The organism is Paenirhodobacter sp. YD-8, assembly GCF_056590935.1.
The window spans coordinates 1,176,588-1,200,020 of sequence record NZ_CM152649.1 but is presented as its reverse complement, the minus strand read 5'-3'; the positions used below and the strand labels follow the sequence as shown (position 1 = coordinate 1,200,020).

Annotated in this window: 20 protein-coding genes and 1 tRNA gene; 11 read left to right on the top strand and 10 right to left on the bottom strand. The window is 71.2% G+C overall.

Features of this window, described 5'->3' with window-relative positions; all coding sequences use genetic code 11:
- Window positions 1–43 precede the first annotated feature (43 nt).
- Window positions 44–133: transfer RNA gene (locus tag AC0QTQ_RS05855), tRNA-Ser, on the bottom strand.
- 195 nt (window positions 134–328) lie between these two features.
- On the opposite strand from AC0QTQ_RS05855, the gene AC0QTQ_RS05850 reads away from it, so the two are divergent.
- Genes AC0QTQ_RS05850 through AC0QTQ_RS05820 form a run of 7 tightly spaced genes read left to right on the top strand, consistent with a single transcriptional unit; the run spans window position 329 to window position 6,763 of the window.
- A complete protein-coding gene (locus AC0QTQ_RS05850; protein ID WP_480258683.1) occupies window positions 329–1,252 on the top strand; it encodes an SPOR domain-containing protein in 924 nt (307 codons plus the stop codon).
- 15 nt (window positions 1,253–1,267) lie between these two features.
- Window positions 1,268–2,440 carry a D-alanyl-D-alanine carboxypeptidase family protein gene (locus AC0QTQ_RS05845; RefSeq protein WP_480258682.1) on the top strand — a complete coding sequence of 391 codons (1,173 nt, stop codon included), beginning with the start codon at window positions 1,268–1,270 and terminating at the stop codon, window positions 2,438–2,440.
- A gap of 6 nt (window positions 2,441–2,446) precedes the next feature.
- Window positions 2,447–3,067: a dTMP kinase gene (gene tmk / locus AC0QTQ_RS05840; RefSeq protein ID WP_480258681.1), complete on the top strand. Its 621-nt coding sequence runs from the start codon at window positions 2,447–2,449 to the stop codon at window positions 3,065–3,067.
- Window positions 3,064–4,179, top strand: coding sequence for a DNA polymerase III subunit delta' (locus tag AC0QTQ_RS05835; protein WP_480258680.1), 1,116 nt, complete (start codon window positions 3,064–3,066; stop codon window positions 4,177–4,179). Before tmk ends, AC0QTQ_RS05835 begins: the two co-directional genes overlap by 4 nt.
- A gap of 45 nt (window positions 4,180–4,224) precedes the next feature.
- Window positions 4,225–5,025, top strand: coding sequence for a TatD family hydrolase (locus AC0QTQ_RS05830; RefSeq protein WP_121530474.1), 801 nt, complete (start codon window positions 4,225–4,227; stop codon window positions 5,023–5,025).
- Window positions 5,022–5,822 carry an MBL fold metallo-hydrolase gene (locus AC0QTQ_RS05825; RefSeq protein ID WP_121530397.1) on the top strand — a complete coding sequence of 267 codons (801 nt, stop codon included), beginning with the start codon at window positions 5,022–5,024 and terminating at the stop codon, window positions 5,820–5,822. Before AC0QTQ_RS05830 ends, AC0QTQ_RS05825 begins: the two co-directional genes overlap by 4 nt.
- Entirely contained in the window at window positions 5,819–6,763 is a 945-nt protein-coding gene (locus AC0QTQ_RS05820) for an AEC family transporter (RefSeq protein WP_480258679.1), read from the top strand. The genes AC0QTQ_RS05825 and AC0QTQ_RS05820 overlap by 4 nt, the downstream gene beginning before the upstream one ends.
- 4 nt (window positions 6,764–6,767) lie before the next feature.
- Here the strand turns inward: AC0QTQ_RS05820 and AC0QTQ_RS05815 are convergent, their stop codons facing one another.
- From AC0QTQ_RS05815 to AC0QTQ_RS05800, 4 genes are read right to left on the bottom strand one after another with little or no spacing between them, the layout of a single operon-like run.
- Complete coding sequence (locus AC0QTQ_RS05815) at window positions 6,768–7,817, bottom strand: glycosyltransferase (protein ID WP_480258678.1); 1,050 nt, start codon at window positions 7,815–7,817, stop codon at window positions 6,768–6,770.
- 31 nt (window positions 7,818–7,848) lie between these two features.
- On the bottom strand, window positions 7,849–8,826 hold the full coding sequence (locus AC0QTQ_RS05810) for a glycosyltransferase family 2 protein (protein ID WP_480258677.1): 978 nt from the start codon (window positions 8,824–8,826) through the stop codon (window positions 7,849–7,851).
- Window positions 8,827–8,854: 28 nt separating this feature from the next.
- Window positions 8,855–9,775, bottom strand: coding sequence for a glycosyltransferase family 2 protein (locus tag AC0QTQ_RS05805; protein WP_480258676.1), 921 nt, complete (start codon window positions 9,773–9,775; stop codon window positions 8,855–8,857).
- Between the two features lie 19 nt (window positions 9,776–9,794).
- Window positions 9,795–11,054 carry an oligosaccharide flippase family protein gene (locus AC0QTQ_RS05800; RefSeq protein WP_480258675.1) on the bottom strand — a complete coding sequence of 420 codons (1,260 nt, stop codon included), beginning with the start codon at window positions 11,052–11,054 and terminating at the stop codon, window positions 9,795–9,797.
- Between the two features lie 222 nt (window positions 11,055–11,276).
- On the opposite strand from AC0QTQ_RS05800, the gene AC0QTQ_RS05795 reads away from it, so the two are divergent.
- Entirely contained in the window at window positions 11,277–12,485 is a 1,209-nt protein-coding gene (locus AC0QTQ_RS05795; RefSeq protein ID WP_480258674.1) for a polysaccharide biosynthesis/export family protein, read from the top strand.
- Here the strand turns inward: AC0QTQ_RS05795 and AC0QTQ_RS05790 are convergent.
- The 3 genes from AC0QTQ_RS05790 to AC0QTQ_RS05780 form a co-directional block, all read right to left on the bottom strand.
- Window positions 12,482–15,139 carry a hybrid sensor histidine kinase/response regulator gene (locus tag AC0QTQ_RS05790; protein ID WP_480258673.1) on the bottom strand — a complete coding sequence of 886 codons (2,658 nt, stop codon included), beginning with the start codon at window positions 15,137–15,139 and terminating at the stop codon, window positions 12,482–12,484. The two genes, AC0QTQ_RS05795 and AC0QTQ_RS05790, sit on opposite strands and share 4 nt — an antisense overlap.
- 21 nt (window positions 15,140–15,160) lie before the next feature.
- Window positions 15,161–15,709: a putative pterin-binding protein gene (locus AC0QTQ_RS05785; protein ID WP_480258672.1), complete on the bottom strand. Its 549-nt coding sequence runs from the start codon at window positions 15,707–15,709 to the stop codon at window positions 15,161–15,163.
- A 151-nt stretch (window positions 15,710–15,860) separates the two neighbouring features.
- Window positions 15,861–17,261, bottom strand: coding sequence for a WecB/TagA/CpsF family glycosyltransferase (locus AC0QTQ_RS05780; RefSeq protein WP_480258671.1), 1,401 nt, complete (start codon window positions 17,259–17,261; stop codon window positions 15,861–15,863).
- A gap of 315 nt (window positions 17,262–17,576) precedes the next feature.
- Between AC0QTQ_RS05780 and AC0QTQ_RS05775 the strand changes: the two genes are divergently transcribed.
- The 3 genes from AC0QTQ_RS05775 (at window position 17,577) to AC0QTQ_RS05765 (ending at window position 21,162) form a co-directional block, all read left to right on the top strand.
- Entirely contained in the window at window positions 17,577–18,191 is a 615-nt protein-coding gene (locus AC0QTQ_RS05775) for a response regulator transcription factor (protein WP_480259197.1), read from the top strand.
- A gap of 110 nt (window positions 18,192–18,301) precedes the next feature.
- A complete protein-coding gene (locus AC0QTQ_RS05770) occupies window positions 18,302–19,801 on the top strand; it encodes a GumC domain-containing protein (RefSeq protein ID WP_480258670.1) in 1,500 nt (499 codons plus the stop codon).
- Complete coding sequence (locus AC0QTQ_RS05765) at window positions 19,798–21,162, top strand: O-antigen ligase domain-containing protein (RefSeq protein WP_480258669.1); 1,365 nt, start codon at window positions 19,798–19,800, stop codon at window positions 21,160–21,162. Before AC0QTQ_RS05770 ends, AC0QTQ_RS05765 begins: the two co-directional genes overlap by 4 nt.
- Here the strand turns inward: AC0QTQ_RS05765 and AC0QTQ_RS05760 are convergent.
- Both AC0QTQ_RS05760 and AC0QTQ_RS05755 read right to left on the bottom strand, forming a co-directional pair.
- Complete coding sequence (locus tag AC0QTQ_RS05760; RefSeq protein ID WP_480258668.1) at window positions 21,149–22,108, bottom strand: ABC transporter permease; 960 nt, start codon at window positions 22,106–22,108, stop codon at window positions 21,149–21,151. The two genes, AC0QTQ_RS05765 and AC0QTQ_RS05760, sit on opposite strands and share 14 nt — an antisense overlap.
- 13 nt (window positions 22,109–22,121) lie before the next feature.
- The gene (locus tag AC0QTQ_RS05755) at window positions 22,122–23,375 is read right to left on the bottom strand and encodes an ABC transporter permease (protein WP_480258667.1); all 1,254 of its coding nucleotides are present in this window, start codon (window positions 23,373–23,375) and stop codon (window positions 22,122–22,124) included.
- Between the last annotated feature and the right edge of the window lie 58 nt (window positions 23,376–23,433).

Here is a 23,433-nt window from a genome sequence, read left to right as displayed (position 1 = left end):
CGATGATCGGCCGGAGCCGCAGTTCGATGAGGTCCACGAAAATTGGCGGAAGCGGTGGGATTCGAACCCACGGTGGGGTCTCCCCCACGCTGGTTTTCAAGACCAGAGCCTTAAACCACTCGGCCACGCTTCCGGCCCGCTCCGCCTAGCGGGCTTCACGCGATTCTGAAAGCCACCCGCCGCCGATTTCCGCCCCGGACGCTCCCGGATGCTTTCCTTGCAACGCCCGAAACGCTACAGTCGGCGCGACTGCGCGGGGGGCCGCGCCGGTGGGACAAGGGCCGCAGGGCCCGCAACGGACGCGGGAACAGCCCGCGCGAAGAGGGGCATGATGGGCGACACGACGCAGGGCAAACACCCGGGCAAGCGATTTGGTCTGATGCTGGGGGCGGCGCTCGCGCTGGCGGGCTGCCAGGAGGGCACGCAGCCCTTCGGCTTCCTGAAATCCGCCCCGAAGGCCGCCGCAGACGGCACCGCCGCCGATGTCGCCCCCGCCACCTCTGCCCGGCTGGTCGAGCGTGACGTCGAGGCGCCGCAGGCCTTCTCCGTCGAGGAGGAAGGCCTGTGGGATGGCCGCCCCTCGCTCGGTGGCGTCTGGGTCGCCCATCCGACGGTGAAGGACCCCGAACGGGTGATCATCCGCAACACCGCGAACGGCAAGTTCGTGATCGGCGCGCTGTTCCGGCGCGAGCGCGACAACCCCGGCCCGAAACTGCAGGTGTCCTCGGACGCCGCGGCGGCGCTTGGCCTGCTTGCCGGCGCGCCGGCGAAGCTTTCGGTCGTCGCGCTGCGCCGCGAGGAGGCCCCGGCCGAGGGCACCGCCCCGATCGTCACCGACCCGGTGATCGCCGCCCCGGAACCGATCGCGGCACAGCCGCTTGCCGACAAGGGCGCGAAGCCGCCGAAACCGGGCGAAAAGCCCGCCCCTGCCCCGGCCACGCCCGCCGCCGCAGGCAAACCCGCCGCCGCGGCCCCCGCCGCGCCGGCAAAACCCGCCGCGCCGGCCGCCAAGGCGCCGGCCGGAAAGGTCTATGTGCAGATCGGCATCTTCTCGGTCGAGGCGAACGCCAAGCGCGCCGCCGAGCAGATCAAGAAGGCGGGCGTGCCCGCCGCCGTGCGCACCGAACAGAGCCAGGGCAAGACCTTCTGGCGCGTCGTCGCCGGCCCCGCCTCGGGCGCGGGCGAGCGCGATGCGCTGCTCAAGAAGATCCAGGGCCTCGGCTATCCCGACGCCTACGCCGTCACGAAATAAGGAAGTCCCGTCCCGATGCCGTTTCTCCGCCTCGCCGCCGTCCTGACCCTCGCGCTGCTTGCAGCGCTTCCCGCGCGCGCCTTCGAGACCCGGGCCAATTCCGCCTGGGTCTACGACATGACGACCCGCACGGTGCTGCTCGAGAAGAACGCGGACGTGCCACTGCCCCCCGCCTCGATGTCGAAGCTGATGACGCTCGAACTGCTGTTCGACGCGCTGCGCGACGGCCGGGTGACGATGGACACCACCTTCGCCGTCTCGACCCGGGCCAAGCAGATGGGCGGCTCGACGATGTTCCTCAACGAGCTCGACCGCCCCTCGGTGCGCGAGCTGATGCAGGGCATCGCGATCAACTCGGGCAATGACGCCTGCGTCGTGGTGGCCGAGGGGCTCGCCGGCTCGGAAGAGGCCTTCGCGCGGCTGATGACCGAACGCGCCCGCGCACTCGGCATGACCGACTCGACCTTCGCCAATGCCTCGGGCTGGCCGGACCCGGGCCAGCGCATGTCGATGCACGACCTCGGCGTGCTCGCCGCCCACATCATCACCACCTTCCCGGAATACTACCCGCTGTTCTCGGAAACGACCTACAATTACAAGGACCGCGCCCCGGCGAACGCGCATAACCGCAACCCGTTGCTGAAGATCTCGGCCGCCGACTGGCACGCCGACGGGCTGAAGACCGGCCACACCGAAGAGGCGGGCTTCGGCCTTGTCGGCTCGGCGGTGATGGGCGAGCGGCGCATCGTCTTCGTGCTGTCCGGCATGGCCTCGGACACCGAGCGCGCGCAGGAGGCCGAGGCGGTGGCGAACTGGGCGTTCCGGCAATTCGTGCTGAACACCATGGCGACGAAGGGCACGCAGCTCGCCGAGGCGCCGGTCTGGCTCGGCGCCGCGCCGAAGGTCGGCCTGGCGCCGGCCGAGGACGTGACGCTGCTGCTGCCCGCGGGCGCCAAGGAAGGCGTGAAGGCCGAGGCGGTGTTCAACGGTCCGGTGCAGGCGCCGGTGAAGGCGGGCGACGCGCTCGGCCAGCTGGTGATCCACATCCCGGGCCTTGACGAGCCGACGACGGTGCCGCTTGTCGCCACCGCCGATGTCGCCGAGGGCGGCTTCCTCGTGCGGATGAAGACGGCGATCGGCCGGCTTTCGGCCCGCGCCTTCCAGGCCGCCTCCGGCGCGAACAGCTGAGGCCGGATGTTCATCACCTTCGAAGGCATTGACGGATCGGGGAAATCCACGCAGGCGCGGCTGCTGGCCGAGGCGCTGACGGCCGAGGGCCATGACGTCGTGCTGACGCGCGAGCCCGGCGGCTCGCCCGGCGCCGAGGAGATCCGCCGCCTTGTCCTTGAAGGCGACCCGGACCGCTGGTCGGCAGAGACCGAGATCCTGCTCTTCACCGCCGCCCGCCGCGACCATCTCGAGCGCACCATCGCGCCCGCGCTCGCCGCCGGCCGGATCGTGATCTGCGACCGCTTCGCCGATTCCACGCGGATGTATCAGGGCCTCAGCCGCGGCGACCTGCGCGGCCTCGTCGACCAGCTGCACAGCCTGATGATCGGGCGCGAGCCGGACCTGACCTTCCTCATCGACCTGCCGCCCGAAGTGGGCCTTGCCCGCGCCAAGGGCCGGCAGGGCAAGGAGGAACGCTTCGAGGATTTCGGTCTCGATCTGCAGGTGCGGATGCGCGCGGGCTTCTTGGCGCTTGCCCGCGAATTCGCACCGCGCTTCCGCATCTTCGACGGCGCCGCGCCGAAGGACGAGGTCTCGGCCGCGATCCTTGCGACCGCGCGCGCGGCGCTCGGGGCGCGGGCATGAGCGCCGAGGACCTGCCCGACCCGACACAGGTCGAAGGTGCCCCCCACCCGCGCGACACCCTGGCCCTGTTCGGGCAGGAGCGCGCCGAGGCCGATTTCCTGACCGCCTTCACCACCGGCCGGCTGCACCACGCCTGGATGCTGACCGGCCCGCGCGGCACCGGCAAGGCAACGCTTGCCTGGCGCATCACCCGCTTCCTGCTGACCCGCGGCGCAGCCGAGCCCGCGGGCCTCTTCGGCGCGCCCGAACCGCCCACGAACCTTGACACCGCCCCCGACGACCCGGTGTGCCGGCGCATCCATGCGGGCTCCGAGGCCGGGGTCTTCGTGCTGAAACGCGGCCCGAACGCCACCGAAAGCGCGCTCTCGCTCGACATCCGCGTCGACGAGGTGCGCAAGCTGAAGAACTTCCTGCAGCTCTCGGCGGCCGAGGGCGGGCGGCGCGTGGTGATCGTCGATGCCGCCGACGAGATGAACACCCAGGCCGCGAACGCGCTGCTGAAGCTGCTCGAGGAACCGCCCGAGCGGGTGACCTTCCTCCTCGTCACGCATCAGCCGGCGCGGCTGTTGCCGACGATCCGTTCGCGCTGCCGCGAGCTGCGGCTCGCCACCCTTGCCCCTGCCGACATGGCGCGCGCGCTTGCCGCCGCCGGCGCCGAGACCGAAGGCGAGGAACAGGCACTCGCGGCGCTCGCCTCCGGCTCGGTCGGCGAGGCGATCCGGCTTCTGAACCTCGGCGGGCTCGAGACCTATGCGGCGCTCGTCGCGCTCTTCGCCACCCTGCCCCGGCTCGACCGGCAAAAGGCGATTGCGCTGGCCGACAGCATCACCGGCAAGGCGAACGAACCGCGCTATGACCTGCTTCTGGGGCTGATCGAGCTCTTCCTGGCCCGCCTTGCCCGCGCCGGGCTGGTCGGCCCGCCCATGCCCGAGGGCGCACCGGGCGAGGCCGAGCTGATGGCGCGGCTTGCCCCCGACGGGGCGGCGGCGATGAAATGGGCGTCACTTCACCAAAGCCTCGGCGCCCGCGCCCGTCACGGCAAGGGGGTCAACCTTGACCCTGCCGCCCTCGTGATGGATATGGTTCTGGAGATGACCGCGGCCGCCGCCTGACGGCACCGCGCCGAAAGGACAAGGCCCGTGGCTGACAATACCCTCATTTCCGAAATCCCCCCCATTTCCGAAATCGTCGACAGCCACTGCCACCTCGATTTCCCCGATTTCGCCGAGGAACTGCCCGAGGTGATCGCGCGGGCGCGCGCCGCCGGCGTCACCCGGATGGTGACGATCTGCACCCGTCTGCGCTCGGAACCAGCGGTACGGGCGATCGCCGAGGCCTATGACGGCGTCTTCTATGCCGCCGGCACCCATCCGATGAGCGCGGCCGAGGAACCGATGGCGACGGTGGACGAGCTGATCGCCCTCGCCCGCCATCCGAAATTCGTCGGCCTGGGCGAGACCGGGCTCGATTATCACTACACCCCGGACAGCGCCGAGGTGCAGAAGGTCTCGCTGCGCGTCCACATCACCGCGGCGCAGGAGACCGGCCTGCCGCTGATCATCCACACCCGCGACGCCGACGCGGACACCGCCGCGATCCTGACCGCGGGGATGAAGGAGAAACCCTTCAGCTGCGTCATGCATTGCTTCTCGTCCGGCCCGGAGCTGGCCCGCACCGCGATCGATCTTGGCTTCTACCTGTCGATGTCGGGCATCGCGACCTTCCCGAAATCGCAGGAGGTGCGCGACATCTTCGCCGCCGCGCCGCTCGACCGGATCCTGGTCGAGACCGACAGCCCCTATCTTGCGCCCAAGCCCAAGCGCGGCAAGCGCAACGAGCCCGCCTATACCGCGATGACCGCGGCCGTCGGCGCCGAGGTCTTCGGCCTCGACTATGCCGCCTTCGCCGCCGCCACCTCCGCCAATTTCGACCGTCTCTTCACGAAGGCCGCCCGATGACCCGCATGCGTTTCACCATCCTCGGCTGCGGCTCCTCCGGCGGCGTGCCGCGCCTCGGGGGCATCTGGGGCGAGTGCAACCCGGAGAACCCGAAGAACCGCCGCACCCGCTGCTCGATGCTGGTCGAGCGGGTGGCGCCCACCGGCATCACCCGGGTGCTGATCGACACCTCGCCCGACATGCGCGAGCAACTGCTGCGCGCCGAGGTCGGCGAGCTCGATGCGGTGGTCTATACCCACAGCCACGCCGATCATGTGCACGGCCTCGATGACCTGCGCCAGATCACCTTCAACATGCGCCGCCGCCTGCCGGTCTGGGCCGACAGCGACACGCAGGAGGCGCTGATCAACCGCTTCGGCTATGCCTTCGTGCAGCCGCCGGACAGCAATTATCACCCGATCTGCGATTTGCGCGCGATCCACGGCCCGTTCGAGATCGACGGCGCCGGCGGGCCGATCCGCTTCACCCCGTTCCGGGTCGAACACGGCAATATCGACGCGCTCGGCTTCCGCATCGGCGGGCTCGCCTATCTGCCCGACGTCAGCGACATTCCCGAAGAGGCCTGGCGCCATCTCGGCGGGCTCGACTGCTGGGTGCTTGACGCGCTGCGCCGCACACCGCACCCGACCCATGCCCACCTAGCCCTCGCGCTCGAATGGATCGAACGCTCCGGCGCGGCCTCGGGGGTGCTGACCAACATGCACATCGACCTCGACCACGACGCGGTCGAGGCCGAGACGCCCGAGAACATCCGCGCCGCCTATGACGGCATGGTGCTGGAGTTCGCCGCCGAATGAGCGGCCTCGTCAACGTCGTCCTGCCCGTCTTCCTGGTCCTCGGCTTCGGCTATCTCGCCGCCTGGCGCCGGCTGATCTCGGAAAGCGCGATCGACGGGGTGATGCGCTTTGCGCAGACCTTCGCGATCCCGGTGCTTCTGGCGCGCTCGATCGCCAAGCTCGACCTTGGTGCCAGCTATGACGTGGGGCTGATGATCTCGTTCTATGTCGGGGCCTTCGTCGCCTTCGGCCTCGGCATCGCGCTGTCGCGGCTCTGGCTCGACCGCACCCCCGTCGACGCGGCGGCGATCGGCTTTTGCTGCCTGTTCTCGAACGCGCTGCTGCTCGGCATCCCGATCACCGAGCGCGCCTATGGCCACGACGCGCTCGACGGCAATTTCGCGATCATCTCGATCCACTCGCCGCTGCTGTTCACCGCCGGCATCCTGACGATGGAGGCCACGCGCTCGCGGGGCGCGGGGCTGGGCACGGTGGCGGTGAACGCGATCCGCGGTGTGCTGACCACGCCGATGGTGATCGGCATCCTGTGCGGTTTCGCGATCCGCGGCTTCACCGCGCTCACCGGACAGGACCTGCCCGAGCCGGGCTGGGCGGCGATCGACATGGTGGCCCGCGCGGCGCTGCCGGCGGCGCTCTTCGCGCTTGGCGGCGTGCTGATGCGCTACAAGCCCGCGGGCGACGGCCGAGCGATTGCCATGGTCACCACGCTGTCACTCGTCGTGCATCCGGCGGTGGCCTATGTGCTGGCGCAATGGGTGTTCCACCTGCCGGCGGCGGGGCTGCGCTCGGTGGTGATGAGCGCGGCGATGGCGCCGGGCGTCAACACCTACATCTTCGCCAACATGTATGGCGCGGCGAAACGCGTCGCCGCCTCCTCGGTGCTGGTCGCCACCGCGATGTCGGTGCTGACGATCTGGGCCTGGCTCGCGATCCTGCCCTGAGCGCTCAGACCGCCCGCGCCAGCTCGGGCGCCACGGTCAGGCCGCGCACCAGCCGGTCATAGCCCGCGCGGAACTCGGCCTCGGCGCCGGCCACCGCGGCACGGCCGGCCAGCCGGCGCGTGCAGGCCTGCGCCGGATCCTGCGCCGCGAGATCGGTGAGCGCCGCGGCCCAGTCCGCAGCCGCCCGCCCCCGGCACAGCCGCGCGCCGCGCCCCACGTGATCGGCGAGCCCGTCGACGCCCGAGACCAGCAGATCCCGCCCCGCCGCCATCGCCTCGAGCGCGACAAGGCCATAGGCCTCCCACCGCGAGGGCATCACCACCGCATCGAAGCGGCGCATCATCGTCGCGGGGCTGGCCGAATAGCCGGCGAAACCGATGCGCGGATCGCCCGAGGCCAGCGCCTCGAGCCGGCCGCGCTCGGGCCCGTCGCCCACCAGCGTCAGCGTCGCGCCCGGCACCGCGACCCGGCGGAACGCCTCGATCAGCAGGTCGAACCCCTTCTGCCGGTCGAAACGGCCGATCGCACCAAAGGCGCGCGGCGCGCCCTCGGCCAGCGGCAGGTCGAGGAAATCGGCGACGCCCCCGCAGGAGCGCAGCACCTGCAGCCGCTCGCGCCCGACCAGACCGCGCGCCACCAGCCACTCGCCCTGCGCCGCGCTGACCGAGCAGATCCGGTCGAACATCGCGAAGGCGCTGCGCAGCAGGGTCTGGAAGCGCAGCCGGTGCAGCACGTTGCCGGCCACGAAGCCCTCGCAATAGCTGTGCTCGACATGGGCCATCGGCAGATGCGCATAGCGGGCGCGCAGCGCGGTCAGGAAGGGCAGCGCGCGCCAGCTGATCGCCAGATGCGAGACGATCACATCGGCCTCGAGCGCCGGGGCGGACAGCGCGCTGCGGCTGACGGTGACGACCGAATGCTGTGCCGAGGCGGCCAGGTCGGCATCGCGGCCGAGGAACTTCATGCCGCGGGTGACGCCGCCCCAGTTCCCGTCATCGACGAGGTGGACGACGCGCAGGCGGGCGGGGGCAGCGGCGGGGAGGATCTGGGTCATGGCGGGTCTCCGGGATCAGGGGATCGGGGGATCAGGCGGAACGGCGGGCGAAGGGGGCGGGCAGCACGGCGGCACCGAAGAGCCGCAGCGCCAGCGCGGCGGCCAGCGTGACCAGGGTCTTCGTGGGCTCGTTCACCAGCGGGTGGCGCGACAGGCGCAGGCTGGCAAGCACAAGGCGCAGCGCCTCGCGCCCGTCGCCCGCCGAGACCGCGCGCCGCGCGAGATAGCGCAGCTGATAGGCGCGCGCCGCCGGCGTGTGCCGGGCGAAAAAATCGGGGGCGAGCGGCGCGAGTTTCGCCACCACCCGCTCCCAGGCGGCAAGCTGCCGCCCGCCCGCCGCCGACAGCCCCGCCGGATTCACCCGATAGGCAGTCAGCGCGCCCGGCACCCCCTCGATCTGCCAGTCGGTGGTCAGCGCCAGACGCAGCCAGCATTCGATGTCCTCCGACTGCCGGAAGCGCTCGTCGAACCACCAGTCGCGCACCGTCTCGCCCGCCGGACGCCAGGCGATGGCATCGAGCGCCGCGCGCCGCAGCACCGCGGCCGAACCGTTGCCGACCGGGTTGCGCAGGAAGACGTGATCGGGTCGGATCCCCCAGAGCCGCGGCCGCTGCGCGAGGCCGAGCGGCTGCCCGGCCCCGTCGATCAGCGCCGATCCCGAGAAGCTGAGCCCCACCGCCGGCGCCTCGGCCAGATGCCGGACATGGGCGGCCAGCTTGTGCGGGCGCCACAGGTCGTCGGCGTCGCAAAAGCCGATGATCGCGCCGCGGGCAACCTGGATGCCGCTGTTGCGCGCGCCGGCAAGGCCGCGGTTCGCCTGCATCACCAGCTGCACCCGGCCATCCTCGCCGGCATGGTCCGCGGCGATCCGCGCGGTGCGGTCGCTCGAGCCGTCATCGACGACGATGATCTCGAGATCGGTGAAGGTCTGCGCGCGCAGGCTGCGCAGCGTCGCGTCCAGCGTGGCTTCGGCGTTGAAGGCGGGCACGATGATCGAGGCGTGGGGCATGGTGGGCACTCCGGGGAAAAGGAACAGGTCAGGCAAAGAGGATGCGGCGCAGCGAGCCGGGCAGCAGCGGGGCGAGCAGCGCGCCCCCCGCCGTCAGCGCACCGCGGCGCGGGGGGGCGAAGAAACCGCCGGGGCTCGCCGCGATGCCGGCAAGCGCCAGGCGCAGCGCCGAGCCGCCACGCTGGTCAAGCCGCAGCGCCCGGCGCGAGAGATAGCGCAGGAACACCGCCTCGTGGCGCGGATCCGGGGTCTCGCCATAGCGCGCGGCGCTTTCGACCGCGGCGGCGCGCCCGGCCTGCATCGCCGGCAGGTCGGCCGACAGCCCGCTGACGCTGGTGCGGTAGAAGGTCAGCACCGCGTCGATGCCGATCACCACCGCACCGCCCCCCACCAGCCGCACCAGCCATTCGAGGTCCTCGTTCTGCACCAGCTCCTCGTCGAAGCCGCGGGTGGCCTCGAAGGCCGCGCGGCGGATCGCCAGGTTCGACATCGTGCAGACCGGGTTCTCGCCCAGCAGGTCGAGGATGGTCAGCGGCACCTCGGCAATCTCGGAGGCGGTGCTCGGGCGGTCGGGATCGGCGCGGAAGAAGGCGACGCGGGCATAGACCGCGCTCACCGCCGGATCGGCGAAGGCCGCATCGAAGCGGGCGAGCTTTTCCGCCGCCCAGAGGTCGTCGGCATCGCAGAAGGCAAGGATCTCGCCCTTCGCCTCGGCAAGGGCCGCGTGGTTGCGCGCGGCCGAGGGGCCGCGGCGCGGCGCGGTCACGGCGCGGATGCGCGGGTCGGCGGCCGCGGCCGCGGCGATCAGCGCGGCGGTGGCATCGGTCGAGGCATCGTCGACCAGCAGCGCCTCCCAGTCGGGCAGGGTCTGCGCGGCGAGGCTTTCGAGCGTGGCCGGCAGGGTGGCGGCGGCGTTGCGGCAGGGGATGATGATCGAGAAACGGGGCATGGCGGGGCCTTTCTGTCGGTCAGGCGTTGGCAAGACGCAGCGCCGGGCGGCGCGGCAGGCGAAGGGCGGAGGCAAGGGCGGGCAGCGCCGCACCAAGCTGGGTGAGGGAAGCGACGGCGAGATAGCCCGCCGCGGTCACGCCGAGCCCGAAGGGGGCGGTCAGCGCGGTGTTGGCGATCAACAGCACGGTCATCGCCAGGGTGACGCGGAACTCGAGCGCCGGGCGGCCCTCGGCGCGCAGCCATTGCGCCGCGGCGGTCCAGACCAGCGCCGGGATCGCGGCCAGGCACAGGGTCGAGACGATGGCGCTCATCCCCGCCCATTTCGCACCGAAGAGGATCGGCACATACCAGGGGGCGAGAAGCGCCTGCACCACCACCACCGGGGCGATCAGCCCGACCGAGAGCAGAAGCGCGCGGCGCAGCGCCTGCGCCCGGTCCTCGGCCCGGCACAGCGCCGGGAACAGCGCCACCCCGAAGGCATTGGCGAAGGAGCTGGCCAGCCCGAGCCCGGCGTTGAAGGCGAGGAAATAGGCACCCAGCAGCTCGGGCCCGAGGATCAGGCCGATCACCAGCTTGTCGGCCTGCAGCCGGGCGGCCTTGACCACCTCGACGCCCAGCACCGCGGCGCCATAGCCGGTGAAGTGGCCGAGCGGCAGGCCCTCGAGGCCCGGCACCGGGCGCCACGGCCGCAGCCGGCGCATGCCGATCAGCCACACCGGCGCCGCGATCAGCCGCGGCAACACGAGCGCCAGCGGCCCGGCCAGCACCAGCGCCAGCACCGCGGTGAGCAGGTTCGCGAAGACCACCTGCATGCCGCCGATCGCCGCGGTGCGGGCCAGCCGCCCCTCGCGCATCGCAAGCGCGCAGTGAATGAGCCCCGCCGGCATCACCAGATATTCGCCGGCGAGCAGCACGATCATCCCGAAGACGAGCGCATCGCCCGTGCCCGCCCAGACCCCGGCGCCAACCAGCACCTGCAGCGCGAAAAGGCCCAGGCACCAGGCGCGGTGGATCTTGCGCCCGGTGATGCAGGCGGCCTCGAGATCGGCCTCGGGCGCGGCGATGATGCGCTGGTTCACACCGTTCTCGGTCAGCGCCTTCAGCAGGTCCGAGGCGGCCATGGCGCCGGCCGCAAGGCCGATCGCCCCGGCGTCGAGATTGCGCGCCACCACCACCACCACGGCGAGGCGCGAGGCGCGCTGCGCCACGTCGGACAGGCCAAGCGCCATCAGGTGCGAGGCAAAGCTGCCGGCGGTGGGGAAACGGGGCGTGCGCATGGTGTCGGGTCCGGTCTGGGGCGAAATGCCGTTAGGTCATGTCCCCGTTTTACCGCGCCCCCTGCCCCGCCGTCGCGGGAGCCCCCGGAGAGCCGGGCGACGCCAAGGGATGTCCCCCTATCCGAAGGGAGAGGGTCGCCCACCCCCGCCGCGCGCGTAGACGCCCGCCCGGCCATCCGATACTCTGCCCGTATTCGCCCCATGTCTTTCACGGAGCAAAGCTTGCGCCCCATCCGCCCCGCCGCCCTCCGGACCTCTTCCGCCCTTGCCCTGTCGCTTGCCCTTGCCGTCGCCTGCGCGCCGGAACGCCGGCCCGACAACCTCGAACCGGCGGCGACGGGCGGCGGCTTTCAGGCGCAATACCGCACCCCCGGACCGAAGCCGAAGGAGGCAGTGGCGCTGCGCTCGGCCGCGATGAATGCCGAGACCTGCCGCGCGCCGGCGGGCGGCACCGGCCGCGCCGCGCACGCCCCCGCAGGCCTGGGCGGCGAGGCGCTCTCGCGCGGTGATCTGCTCGACATCCGGATCTTCGGCGACACCACCTTCAGCGGCGCCTACGAGGTGTCGCGCGACGGCACGGTGAAACTGCCCTTCCTCGGCGCGGTGCCGGCGGCCGGGCGCGGCGCCGGGTCGGTCGCCAAGGACATCGACGCGCGGCTCGTCGCCGGCGGGCACTACCCCGAGGCACCCGAGGTCTCGGTGCTGGTCTCCGATTTCGGCTCGGTCCGCGTCGGCGTCTCGGGCGCGGTGTTCGAGCCGCATGTGATCGAGCTCGGCCTGCGCGGCGACACGATCGACACCCGCCGGCAGGAGGCGCTTGGCGGCTCGACCGAGGGGCGCAACCTGTCCGCCGCGCTGCGCGCCGCGGGCGGCATCCGGCCCGACGCCGACCTGTCGGCGGTGCGGCTGACGCGGGCCGGGCGCAGCTATTCGATCGACATGCGCGGCGCGATCGAGGGCACCGCCTTCGACGACGTGATGCTGATCGCGGGCGATACCGTCGCCGTGCCCTCGCGCGGCTGCTTCCAGGAGGCGCTGATGGTGCCGAGCCCGGTCAGCCCGCCGGGCGTGTCGCTCTTCCTGTCGAACCTGACCCAGCCCGCCACCGGCAACGCCCCCTCGGCCAATGGCGCCGAGACCCGGCAGGTGCCCTATGGCACGCGCTTCCTGCAGGCGGCGATCAACGCGAACTGCGTCGGCGGGGCGCTGGCGACCAGCGGGCACCGCTCGGCCGCGCTCTTGTCGCGCAATCCGCTCACCGGCGTCTCGGTCGTGGTCGAGCGGCGGCTCGAGGACATGATGACCCGCGCCGACCGCGACGATTACGACCCCTATCTGCTGCCGGGCGATGCGCTGGCCTGCTATGACAGCACGGTCACCAACATCGCCGACGTGGCGCGGGTGATCGGCGCGGTGGCCGGCGGGTTCTAGCCCGCCACCTGCCCCGCCGCCTGCCCGGCGCGCTGCGCCGCAAGCCAGCCCTCGATCTCGGCCCGGGTCCCGGCCCAGAGCGGCGCGAGCGTCTCCGCCGCACCGGCCAGCGGCGCGTCATCGCCGCGCTTCGCCGCCGTCTCGATCGCCTGCAACACCGCCTGCAGCCGCAGCGCGCCAAGCGCGCCGGCCGAGCCCGCACAGCGATGCACCGCCGCCACCGCCGCCGCGCGCGCTGTCGCCTCGGTCATCGGCCCGAAGGCGCCGCCGGCAAGGTCGCCCAGCAGCCCGTCCCCCTGCGTCACGAAGCGCTCGAACAGCCCCTGCAGCGCCGCACCGGAAACCATGCCGCCGAAGCGCTCGGGATCGAAGAGCGGCTCGGGGGCCGGAGCCGCCGGCACAGCCGGAACCGCCGCCTCCATCGCCCGCACCGTGCCGGCGAGCAGCCGCACCAGCGCCGGCCGGTCGATCGGCTTCTTCAGGATGTCGGTCATTCCGACCTCGCGGAAGGCGGCCAGCTCCTCGGGCAGGGCATGGGCGGTGACGCCGACGATCGGCACATCGCGCGAGGCGCCGCGGCCGGCGCGGATCTCGCGCGTGGCGTCGCGACCGTCCAGCACCGGCATCGAGACATCCATCAGGATCAGATCGAACCGGGCCGCCGCGGCGCGCTCCACTCCCTCGCGACCGTTCACCGCCTCGGTGACGATATGGCCCTCGGCCTCGACCATCTCGCGCAGGAGCGTGCGGTTGATCTCGTTGTCCTCGACGACCAGCACAGAGAGCCGCTGCGCCGGCGCCCGCTTGCGCGGCGCGCGGCGCGGGCTGCGGGCCTCGGAAGGCGCGGTCTCGGCCCGTTCGAGCGGCAGGCGCAGCCAGAACAGGCTGCCCTCGCCCGGCGTGCTCTCGACGCCGATCTCGCCGCCCATCAGCTCGACCAGCCGCCGCGCGATGCCAAGCCCGAGCCCGGTGCCGCCCTGCCGGCCATAGGAACTGTCGACCATCTCGAAATCGCGGAAGATCCGCTCCTGATCGGCCTCGGCGATGCCGGCGCCGGTGTCGATCACCCGGAACTCGACCTCGCGCAGCCCGCCCTCGCCCGGCATCGCCTCGACCTCGATCCGGATCTCGCCGTCGGTGGTGAACTTGGTGGCGTTGTTGACGAGGTTCAGCAGCACCTGGCGCAGCTTGGCCGCATCGCCCATGCAGGGATCGAAGGGCGCGCCGCACCAGCTCCAGCCCAGCCGGTTGCCATGCGCCCGCGCCAGTTCACGCTGGTTCGACACCACGTCGTCGAGCACCCGCGACAGCTGGAACGGCGCGCGCGTGAGCACCATCATCCCGGCCTCGAACTTCGACAGGTCGAGCACGTCGTTGACCAGCCCGCTGAGCAACCGCCCCGACAGCTCGACCGTGTCGACATAGCGGCGCTGACGCGCATCGAGCCCGGTGTCGCGCAACAGCGAGATCGAGCCGAGAAGCCCGTTCAGCGGCGTGCGCATCTCGTGCGACATCACCGCGACGAAATCGGCCTTCGCCTTCTCGCCGGCCACGGCCCGGTCGCGCGCCTCGGTCAGCGCCGCCTCGGCCTGTTTCAGCACCGAGATGTCGCGGATGAACAGCACGAACAGCCGCCGCCCGCCGGCATCGGCGAGCCGCACCGAGACCTCGGCCGGGAAGGTGGTGCCGTCGCGCCGCACCCCGTCGAGATAGATCCGGTCATGCGCGCCGGGCAGCGGGTCGCGCAGCTCGGCCGCAAGGGCAAGGCCGCCCGGCGCGGTCTCGGCCCCCGGCGGCAGGATCAGGCCCAGCATGTCGCGCCCCTTCGCCTCGGCCGCGGTATGACCGAAGATCGTCTCGGCGGCCGGGCTGAACTCGATGATCCGGCCGCGACGATCGCACAGGATGATGCCGTCGAGCGAGGTCTCGATCACCGTGCGCATCCGCGCGGCGGTGACGGCACGTTCATCCGCGCGGGTCTCGCTCAGCCGGAACAGCCGCAGCAGCGACACCGCGAGCAGCGAGATCGCGACGAACAGCACCGAGGCGACGCCGCCGAGCCGCATCAGCATGGTGGTGACGGCGACGCGGCCGGCATCCGACTGCCGGGCGAATTCGGCAAGCCCGATCAGCGAGAGCGAGCGCACCGTCGGCGCCACCCGCTCGGCCGCGGAATCGAGCGTGGGCAGGCTGGCCTCCAGCGCGTCATCCGGCCCGTCGATCGCCGGCATCATCTGCGCAAGCGCCGCGCTGGTGTCGGCAAAGGCGCGGGAGAATTCCGCGTCATCGCGCAGCTTGGCATAGGTGCCGGTGGCGCGGAAGGTGTCGATGCGGCTGTAGAAGATGTCGAAGCGGGTGCGCAGCTGGGCCAGGTCGGCGGTTCTCAGCATGCCTTGCATGCTGTCGATCCGCGCCTCCTCGATCGCGTGGTGATAGCGCAGGAATTCGGTGTCGACCTGGGCGAGCGTCCATTGCAGGTTGTCGGACGAGGCGGTGCGCAGCGCGCGCATCTGCCCCATCACGCTGACGCTCATCACCGCGATCAGCCCGAGCGCCAGCGCGAAGACCAGGACGATCAGCCCGGGGCGCAGCCATCGCAACCGGCTGCGCCGGGGACTGTCAGGCTGCGCGCTCTCTGCCTCGACCTGCCACACGATCGGTCCGCCTCCCGCCCGTCAGGGCTTCAGTTCCAGCCGGTCGAGCTGCCAGATGCTGCGCGAATAGACCACCTCGCTGCGATAGTCGGCGCGCGCGTCATAGGGATAGACGATCCACAGCGGCCCCTTCTCGCGCACCGACATCGGCTTGCCGTTGCGCAGATAGGCGACGATCGGGCCATCGGAGGGCCATGTCTCGACCGGGATCTCGACCGAATAATCGTTGATCGCGCGGGCGAGGATCGCCCGGCCGGTCATCCCGGTCGCGGCCAGCAGCGCCGAGAGCGGCACGCCGGTGAAGGTCTGCGGCCCCTCGGTCCAGATCGTGGTGGTGGTGAAGCTTGCCTGCGGCAGCGCCGCCAGCATCGCCTGATCGAGCTGCACCGTCACCGGCGCGGCGGCGCCGGCGACCGACCCGGTGATGGTCAGCAGCACGGTGCCGGTGGGCTTTTGCGCCAGCACCTCGGCGCCGGAGGTGTCGGTGCCGGCAAGGCCCGGCAGCGGCCCGGTCAGGAACAGGCAGCCGGCAAGGGCGAGCGAAAGGAGCGGATGAAAACGTCTGGTCATGGGATCCCCGGGGTCGGACAGGGTTGCGGAAGGCATGGCGGAAGAATCTCCCGCCACGGTTGAGATCAGGCTAACACGTTTGCCGTGCGCAGCTGCGGGAACATCGGCACAGCTGACCTATCCGATGGGATAGGTCAGCCTATCTGTCCGTTCAGCAGGCCCCGCGCCCGGTGACCAGCGCCCGGAAGGTCAGCGCGATCACCACGAGGTCGAGCACGATCGTGGCCGCGCGCGCATGCACGCGGTCCATCTCGACCATCCGCTCGAAGCTGATCTCGGCGCGGCCCGAGACCTGCCAAAGCCCGGTCAGCCCCGGCTTCACCGCCAGCCGCTCGCGCGCATGGGCGGGATAGGCGGCGACCTCCTCGGGCAGGGCCGGGCGCGGCCCGACGATCGACATCTCGCCGCGCAGCACGTTGAACACCTGCGGCAGTTCGTCGAGCGAAAACCGGCGCAGCAGCCGGCCAACGCAGGTGACGCGCGGGTCATGGCGGGCCTTGAAGCAGATCCCGGCGCGGTCCGAACTGGCCAGAAGTGCGTCCCGCCGCGCCTCGGCATCGGCGTGCATCGAGCGGAACTTGAACACCGTGAAGGGGCGGCCGTCGCGGCCGATCCGGGTCTGGCAGAAGAGTGCGGGGCCGCGCGACTCGAGCCGGATCGCCAGCGCGATCAGGGCAAAGAGCGGAGCAAGCAGAAGCAACGCTCCCCCGGCCACGGCCAGATCGAGCAGCCGGCGCTGCACCCCGATCGCGCCGCGCAGCCGCAGTGCCTCGGTCGCGGCGCGGGCGAGGAAGACGGGATTGCCGGCGAGGTAGCGGCGGGCCATGCGGCGCGGCTCCATCGCCAGCCGCCACACCCATTCGGCGCGCACCCGGCGCACCAGCGCCGGCGCCCGCCGCTGCCGGCCGGCGAGGAAGTCGATCAGCGCGCCCACGCCGAGCGTCAGCCGCGGCGCAAGCCGCTCGGCATGCTCGGCCAGCCACAGGTCCTGCGCCGGCACGCCAAGCGCGACAATCAGCAGATCGGCGCCCGAGGCGTTGATCGCGGCGATCGCCGCGGCGCTGTCGCGCGCGCCCTCATAGCCGTCGCGGGTGCCGGCGATGCGCAGGTCGGGCATCCGCCGGGTCAGCGCCGCGGCCGCGGCCTCGGCCACGCCCGGCGCCGCGCCGAACAGGAACACCGACAGCCCGCGCAGCGCCGCCTCGTGCAGAAGCGCCGGCACCAGATCGGTGCCGTTCAGGTTGGCGGTGAAGCTTTGCCCCTGCATGCGCGCCGCAAGCTCGACCCCGATGCCGTCGGGCAGGACGAGGTCCGCCGAGGCCAGCGCCGCCGCATAGGCCGGATCTTGCGCGGCGACATTGCCGCAATGCGCGTTCAGGAAAGCCACGCGGCGCCGGCCGGGGGCGAGCATCGCCGCAATCGCGGCATCGGCACTGGCATCGACAAGGTCGAGCCCGAACAGCCGGATCGCGGGCAGGCCGGCACTGCGCGGCGCGGCGGCGGAGACGGGGGCAGAGGCGGTGAAGGCGGCGGAGGGAAGCGGGAAGGTCATGGCGGGTCTCCGGAAGCATGGATCTGCCCCCAACCTGCCTGCCCTGCCCCTGCCCGCTCCAGCACGCGGCGGGAGGGGCGCACCCCGCCCCGGGATAGGCCGCTGTCCCGCCGCAGCGGCCCTCTGCCCCGCCGCGACAGGCTGTCCCATCCGACCGGATAGGTCCCCCTATCCCGCAGCCCACCCCAAAATCGCCATGATCTGATGCAATGAAAGCGACGGGAGGGCCGCAACATGCAACCATATCCGCCAGGCGAATCAACCGGGAGGAGAGCAGCCGTGACCACGAGACCGGCCGGCGGCCCCGGGGCGCCCCTGCGCGTCCTGATCGCCGACGACCACGACCTGCTGCGCGACACGCTGGTGCTGTTCCTCGAAAGCGAGGGCGGCATGGTGGCCGAGACCGTCGCCGACCTGCCCGCGGCCATCGCCGCGATCCGGCGCGGACCGGCCTATGACCTCGTGCTGCTCGACCTCGCGATGCCGGGAATGAACGGGCTCGAGGGGCTCGAGCAGATCCTTGCGCTCGACGGCGGGCAGCGGGTGGCGCTGATCTCGGGCACCGGCACGCCGGAGCTTGCCGAACGCGCGCTGGCGCTTGGCGCGGCGGGTTATGTGCCGAAGACGCTTGCCGCGAAATCGCTGGTCAATGCGGTGCGCTTCATGGCCATGGGCGAGCAATATGCGCCGCTCGACTTCCTGCGCGGCGCCGCCGAGGAACCCGCCCACCCGCTGCGCGAACGGCTGACCCGGCGCGAGGCCGAGGTGCTCGAGGGCCTCGTCGAGGGCAAGTCGAACAAGGAGATCGCCCGCGATCTCGAGGTGACCGAGCCCACGGTCAAGCTGCACGTGAAGACGCTCTACCGGAAGATCGGCGCCCATAACCGCACCCAGGCGGCGATGATCGCGCGCGACGCGGGGCTGTTCTGACCTATCCGGACGGATAGGTCGCCCTCTCCCATCGCGCCCCCGGCCGATCCCTCCTCGCGGCGGCATTCGCCGGCGCGCTGCGCTAGAAGGAAGGAGAGGAGGCGCTGGCCATGATGTTGAATGACACGCCGCTTGCAAGCGCCGAAGCCACCACTCTCAGCACGGCGAGCGGTCGCGGCGGGCGTCTCCTCTTCAAGCGACGGACGTGGCGCGAGCTCTCGTGGCTGCGGCTCGTCGGCGGCGGTCGGCTCGATGATGCCGGCCGCCTGCCCCGCTATGGCGTGATTGCGCTGCTGGGCGCGGCGGCGATCTGGACGCCGATCGGCGCCTATCTGGCGAAGGCGCCGCTGCGCTACAGCTCCGAACTGTCGCTGATCCTGCCGGGCTCGGGCAGCTCTGCCTCGGTCAATCTCGACCAACTCGGGCAGGCCTCCTCGGCGGCGCCCTCGCCGTTTTCGTCAAGCACCGTCAGCCCGACCGAGACCTACAAGCGGCTGCTCTCGGCCGACCGCATCCTTGCCGCCGCCGCCGCGCGCCGGGGGATGGCGCCGCGGGACTTCGGCAAGCCGCGGATCGAGCTGGTCGATCAGACTGGGCTGATCCAGCTCGACCTGACCGGTCCCAGCCCCGAAGAGGCGCAGGCGCGCGCCGGCGCGCTGCTTGCGGCCTTCTTCAGCGCGCTTGATGCGCTGCGCCATGACGAGCAGGCGCAGCGGCGCGGCAGCGAGGATCGCGCGATCGAGGAATACCGCGCCACCGTCGCCGCCACCCGGGCCGAGGTGGCACGACTGCAGAGCGAAAGTGGCCTCGCCTCGGCCGCGCAATATGCCGGGCTGGTCAGCGAAACCGACGCCCTGCGCGCCCGCGTGGCGGATCTGTCGGCGCAGCTTGACGACCGGACCGAGGCCGAGGCGAGCCTCGAGACCCGGCTGGGCGTCACCCCGGAACTCGCGGCGGCGCTGCTCAAGCTGCAGGCCGATGCGCAGCACGCGGCCCTTGCCACCGCGGCGGCCGAGGCGGCGGCGGCGCTCGCCCCGCTGTCGCGGCTCGGCCCCGGCCATCCCGAACGGCGCACCGCCGAGGCGGGCTTTGCCGCGGCGCGCGCCCGGATGCTCGCCCATGCCGAGGCGCTGACCGGGCTTGAGGCGGCGCAGCTTGCCACGCTCGACCTCACCCGCGCGGACGAGCGCGCCGGGCTGCTGCGCGACCTCGTCGCGGCCGAGACGGCGCGGGCGGGGCTCGCGGCGGAACGTGCGAGCCAGCGCGCGCGGCTCGCGACGATGGAGACCCGCGTCGAGGCGCTGCGCGCGCCTGCCGCGCGGCTCGAGGATGGCGAGCGCAACTTCCGCGTCGCGGAAACGGTTCTCGCCTCGGCGATGGCACGCTCGGGCAGTGCGAAGACCGATCTTTACGCCTCCTACCCGCTGGTGCAGGTGCTCGAGGACCCGTCGCTGCCCGATGCCCCCTCCTCGCCGCGGCGCGGGCTGGCGATTGCGGCGGGCGGTGCGGCGACGATCTTCCTGCTGATCGGGCTGACCCTCGGCTGGGTGCGCAAGCCGCTGATCGGCCGGCTTCTGGCGCCGCGCCCGGTCGCGACCGCCGCGCCATGACCGCGCCACTCGCCCCCGCCAACCCGGCCGAGGCGATGGTGTGGAAGGCCCAGGTCTGGACCTGGCCGCTCTACTTCCTCGGCGCCCTCTATGTCGCGGGGCCGGTGCTGGGCTGGACGCTGGCGATGCTGGCGGCACTGTCGCTCTACCTCGGCCCGGCGATCCGGCCCGACCTGCGCGCCACCGGCCCGGTGCCGGGGCTGGTGCTGGTCTGGTTCGCGGGCATGGCCGTGCTGCTGATCGCGCTCTGGGTCGGGCATCTCGACTGGGGCCTTGGCACGGGCGCCACGATCAAGTCGACGATCGGCTGGATGAAGGGCTGGGCGCTGATCCCGCTGTTCCTGCTCGCCGGCGCGGTGCTGCCGGTGCGGCGCGAGATCCTGGTGCGCGGGCAATGCGTCGTCGGGCTGTGGACAGCCTGTCTGACGCCCTTCCTGTTCCTCGCCCCGATCCTGCATCTGCCCGAGAAGATCTTCACCTCGCCGCTGAAGGCGATCGGCGGCCCGGGGCCCGAGTATTTCAGCGTCTATCTCTTCACCTATGACCCGGCGAGCTGGACCCCGCGCTGGCAGTTCTATGCCCCCTGGTCGCCCTTTGCCGCCCTTCTGGGCGTCCTCATGGTGGTCTTCGCGCTGGAGGAGAAAGAGAGGCGCTGGCGGATCGCCGGGCTGGCGGGCGGGCTGGCGATGATCGTGCTGTCGAAATCGCGCATGGGGATGATCGGCCTTGTCGCCTGCACGATCGGGCCGCGGATGGTGCCGCTCGTCGCCCGCAGTGCGGTCTGGATGACGCTTGCGGGGCTCGCGGCCTCGCTTGCCGTTCTGGGCCCGGCGCTTGCGCGACTCATGGGCGATGCGGTCGCAGCCTTCAAGGGCGCGCGCGCCGACAGCACCCGGGTGCGCGAGACGCTGCAGCGCATCGCCGGCGAGCGCTGGCGGGCCGAGGCCTTCTGGTTCGGCCATGGCACCGTCGCGCCGGGCGGTCATGTCGTCGAGCACATGCCGATCGGCAGCCATCACACCTGGTGGGGGCTCTTGTTCGTCAAGGGCATCGTCGGCTTCACCGGGCTTCTGGTGCCGATGGTGCTGCAGACCCTGAACGCGCTGCTCGAGGCCGGGCGGGGCGCCGCGGGGCGGCTGCCCCTTGGCGTGATGATGACGATCCTGCTGCTCTCCTTCGGCGAGAACCTGGAGATCGAGGCCTATATGCTGTGGCCGGCACTGATGGCGCTTGGGGTGAACCTGCGCGAACAGGCCCGCCGCGCCCGGCCCCCCGAATGCCAGCCTCCGCAACGCGACAGGGGGGCCGAAGCCCCCCTGCCTGCGTCGTCCGGTTCCGGGGGCCCGCTCAGCGCGGGCTGAGGCCGCGCAGCCGTTCCGAGCGGCGGCGCAGCAGCTCGACCGTGGCCAGAAGCGCGATCGAGATCACCACGAGGATCGTCGCCACCGCGAGGATCGCCGGCGAGATCTGTTCGCGGATGCCGTTCCACATCTGCCGCGGGATCGTCTGCTGATCGTGGTTGGCGATGAAGAGCACCGCCACCACCTCGTCGAACGAGGTCACGAAGGCGAAGAGGCCGCCCGAGACCACGCCCGGCAGGATGAGCGGCATCACCACCCGGAAGAAGGCCGTGCGCGGGTTCGCGCCAAGCGAGGCCGCCGCCCGCACCAGCGACTGGTCAAATCCCGAGAGCGTCGCCGTCACGGTGATGATGACGAAGGGAATGCCAAGCGCCGCATGGGCGAGGATGATGCCCGCATAGGTGCCGGCAAGCCGGCCCCATTCCATGTGCGCCCCGCCCGACAGGCTGATGATCGGCAGCCACTGGCCCGAGTAGAAGAAGAACATGCCGGTGGCCGAGATGATGATCGGCACGATCATCGGCGAGATCAGCACCGCGGTGATCTGCTTGCGGAAGGGCATCTCGGGCCGGGTCAGACCGAGCGCCGCGATGGTGCCGAGGCCCGCCGACAGCAGCGTCGCACAGACGCCGATGATGATCGAGTTCTTCGTCACCTGCATCCAGGTGGCGTTGTTCCAGAAATCCCACCAGAAGGCCGAGCCGCGTTCGGCCTCGGGATTTTGCATGCCGAAGGTGATGAGCTTGTCATACCAGCGCATCGAATACCCGGACGGGTCGAAGGTCAGCATCTTGTGGGTGAAGGTGAAGTAGGGCTCGGCGTTGAAGCTGAGCGGGATCACGATGATGATCGGCGCGATCAGGAACAGCAGGATCAGCGCGCAGATCACCAGGTAAGTGTAATGCCACAGCCTTTCGAGCGGGCTTGCGTAGACGGGAAGCGCCATGGGTCCTCTCTCCTCAGCCGAGCTTCATCTTGTCGATGCCGACAAGCTTGTCGTAGATCCAGAAGAAGATCAGCACGATCGCCAGCAGCTCGGCGGCCAGCGCCGCGGCCAGCGACCAGTTCAGCGTCTTCTGCATGTGCATCGCGATCATGTTGGAAATCATCTGGCCATCGGCGCCGCCGACAAGCGCCGGGGTGATGTAATAGCCCATCGCCAGGATGAAGACCAAAAGCCCCCCTGCGCCGATGCCGGGCAGCGTCTGCGGCAGATAGACCCGGCGGAAGGCGGTCCAGGACGTGGCGCCAAGCGAGCGCGCCGCGCGCACATAGCTGGGCGGGATCGTCTTCATCACCGAATAGAGCGGCAGGATGGTGAAGGGCAGCAGGATGTGGGTCATCGCCACGATCGTGCCGGTCTCGTTGTACATCATCTGGATGCGGTGATCGTCGCGCACCAAGCCAAGCCAGACCAGCAGGTCGTTCACCACGCCCTGGCTTTGCAGCAGCACCATCCAGGCGGTGGTGCGCACCAGGAGCGAGGTCCAGAACGGCAGCAGCACCAGGATCATCAGCAGCATCGCCTTGCGCATCGGCAGCGAGGACAGCAGGAAGGCGATCGGGAAACCCAGCAGCAGGCACAGCGCGGTGATCTCGAGCGAGAGCATCAGCGTGCGGCCCATCAGCTTCTTATAGATCGCCTGGCCCTCGGCCACCGGCACGATCTTGCCGGTCTCGTCGCGGGTCAGGTCGTTCGCGGCAAGGTAGAAGTCGAGCGTGAACGGGTTCGAGGCCGAGCGCATCGCGCGCCAGACATTCGGATTGTCCCATTTCTTCTCGACCTTCAGGATCGCCTCCTTGAAGGGCGGCTGGAACTTGTCGGCGCCGCGCGCGGTCGAGGTGAACATCGAGCGGGTGCCCGAGACGTCATAGTTGATGCGCGTGCCCGCCTCGCCGGCACTGCGGTTCGTCTTCATCAATGCAAGGTCTGCGGCGAGCGCGGCATAGGCGCTCTCGTCGATCTCCGATCCTTCGGGATGGGTCGAGAACCACTCGACCAGCGCCGGAGCGTTCTTGCTGAAGGTGTCGTTGTAGAACGACTGGAACAGCATCTGCCCGATCGGCACGATGAACGAGATCAGGATGAACAGAAAGAGCGGCGCGACAAGCAGGAAAGCGCGGCGGCGGCGCACGGCAAGCGAGGCGGCAAGCGCGGCCTTGAGCGGCTTGCCGTCGGCGGTGGTGATCATTTGGGAGGTCGCGTCGGTCATTCGGTTCCCCTTCGGAATGCGCGTCGGGGCCACCGCGGCGAAGGCGGCGGCGCGGGGG

Bases quoted from the DNA above. Each gene is read 5' to 3' on its own strand.
- AC0QTQ_RS05850 (WP_480258683.1), top strand. From the start codon at position 329: ATGATGGGCGACACGACGCAGGGCAAACACCCGGGCAAGCGATTTGGT.
- AC0QTQ_RS05845 (WP_480258682.1), top strand. From the start codon at position 1,268: ATGCCGTTTCTCCGCCTCGCCGCCGTCCTGACCCTCGCGCTGCTTGCA.
- tmk (WP_480258681.1), top strand. From the start codon at position 2,447: ATGTTCATCACCTTCGAAGGCATTGACGGATCGGGGAAATCCACGCAG.
- AC0QTQ_RS05835 (WP_480258680.1), top strand. From the start codon at position 3,064: ATGAGCGCCGAGGACCTGCCCGACCCGACACAGGTCGAAGGTGCCCCC.
- AC0QTQ_RS05825 (WP_121530397.1), top strand. From the start codon at position 5,022: ATGACCCGCATGCGTTTCACCATCCTCGGCTGCGGCTCCTCCGGCGGC.
- AC0QTQ_RS05820 (WP_480258679.1), top strand. From the start codon at position 5,819: ATGAGCGGCCTCGTCAACGTCGTCCTGCCCGTCTTCCTGGTCCTCGGC.
- AC0QTQ_RS05815 (WP_480258678.1), bottom strand. From the start codon at position 7,817: ATGACCCAGATCCTCCCCGCCGCTGCCCCCGCCCGCCTGCGCGTCGTC.
- AC0QTQ_RS05810 (WP_480258677.1), bottom strand. From the start codon at position 8,826: ATGCCCCACGCCTCGATCATCGTGCCCGCCTTCAACGCCGAAGCCACG.
- AC0QTQ_RS05805 (WP_480258676.1), bottom strand. From the start codon at position 9,775: ATGCCCCGTTTCTCGATCATCATCCCCTGCCGCAACGCCGCCGCCACC.
- AC0QTQ_RS05800 (WP_480258675.1), bottom strand. From the start codon at position 11,054: ATGCGCACGCCCCGTTTCCCCACCGCCGGCAGCTTTGCCTCGCACCTG.
- AC0QTQ_RS05785 (WP_480258672.1), bottom strand. From the start codon at position 15,709: ATGACCAGACGTTTTCATCCGCTCCTTTCGCTCGCCCTTGCCGGCTGC.
- AC0QTQ_RS05780 (WP_480258671.1), bottom strand. From the start codon at position 17,261: ATGACCTTCCCGCTTCCCTCCGCCGCCTTCACCGCCTCTGCCCCCGTC.
- AC0QTQ_RS05770 (WP_480258670.1), top strand. From the start codon at position 18,302: ATGATGTTGAATGACACGCCGCTTGCAAGCGCCGAAGCCACCACTCTC.
- AC0QTQ_RS05765 (WP_480258669.1), top strand. From the start codon at position 19,798: ATGACCGCGCCACTCGCCCCCGCCAACCCGGCCGAGGCGATGGTGTGG.
- AC0QTQ_RS05760 (WP_480258668.1), bottom strand. From the start codon at position 22,108: ATGGCGCTTCCCGTCTACGCAAGCCCGCTCGAAAGGCTGTGGCATTAC.
- AC0QTQ_RS05755 (WP_480258667.1), bottom strand. From the start codon at position 23,375: ATGACCGACGCGACCTCCCAAATGATCACCACCGCCGACGGCAAGCCG.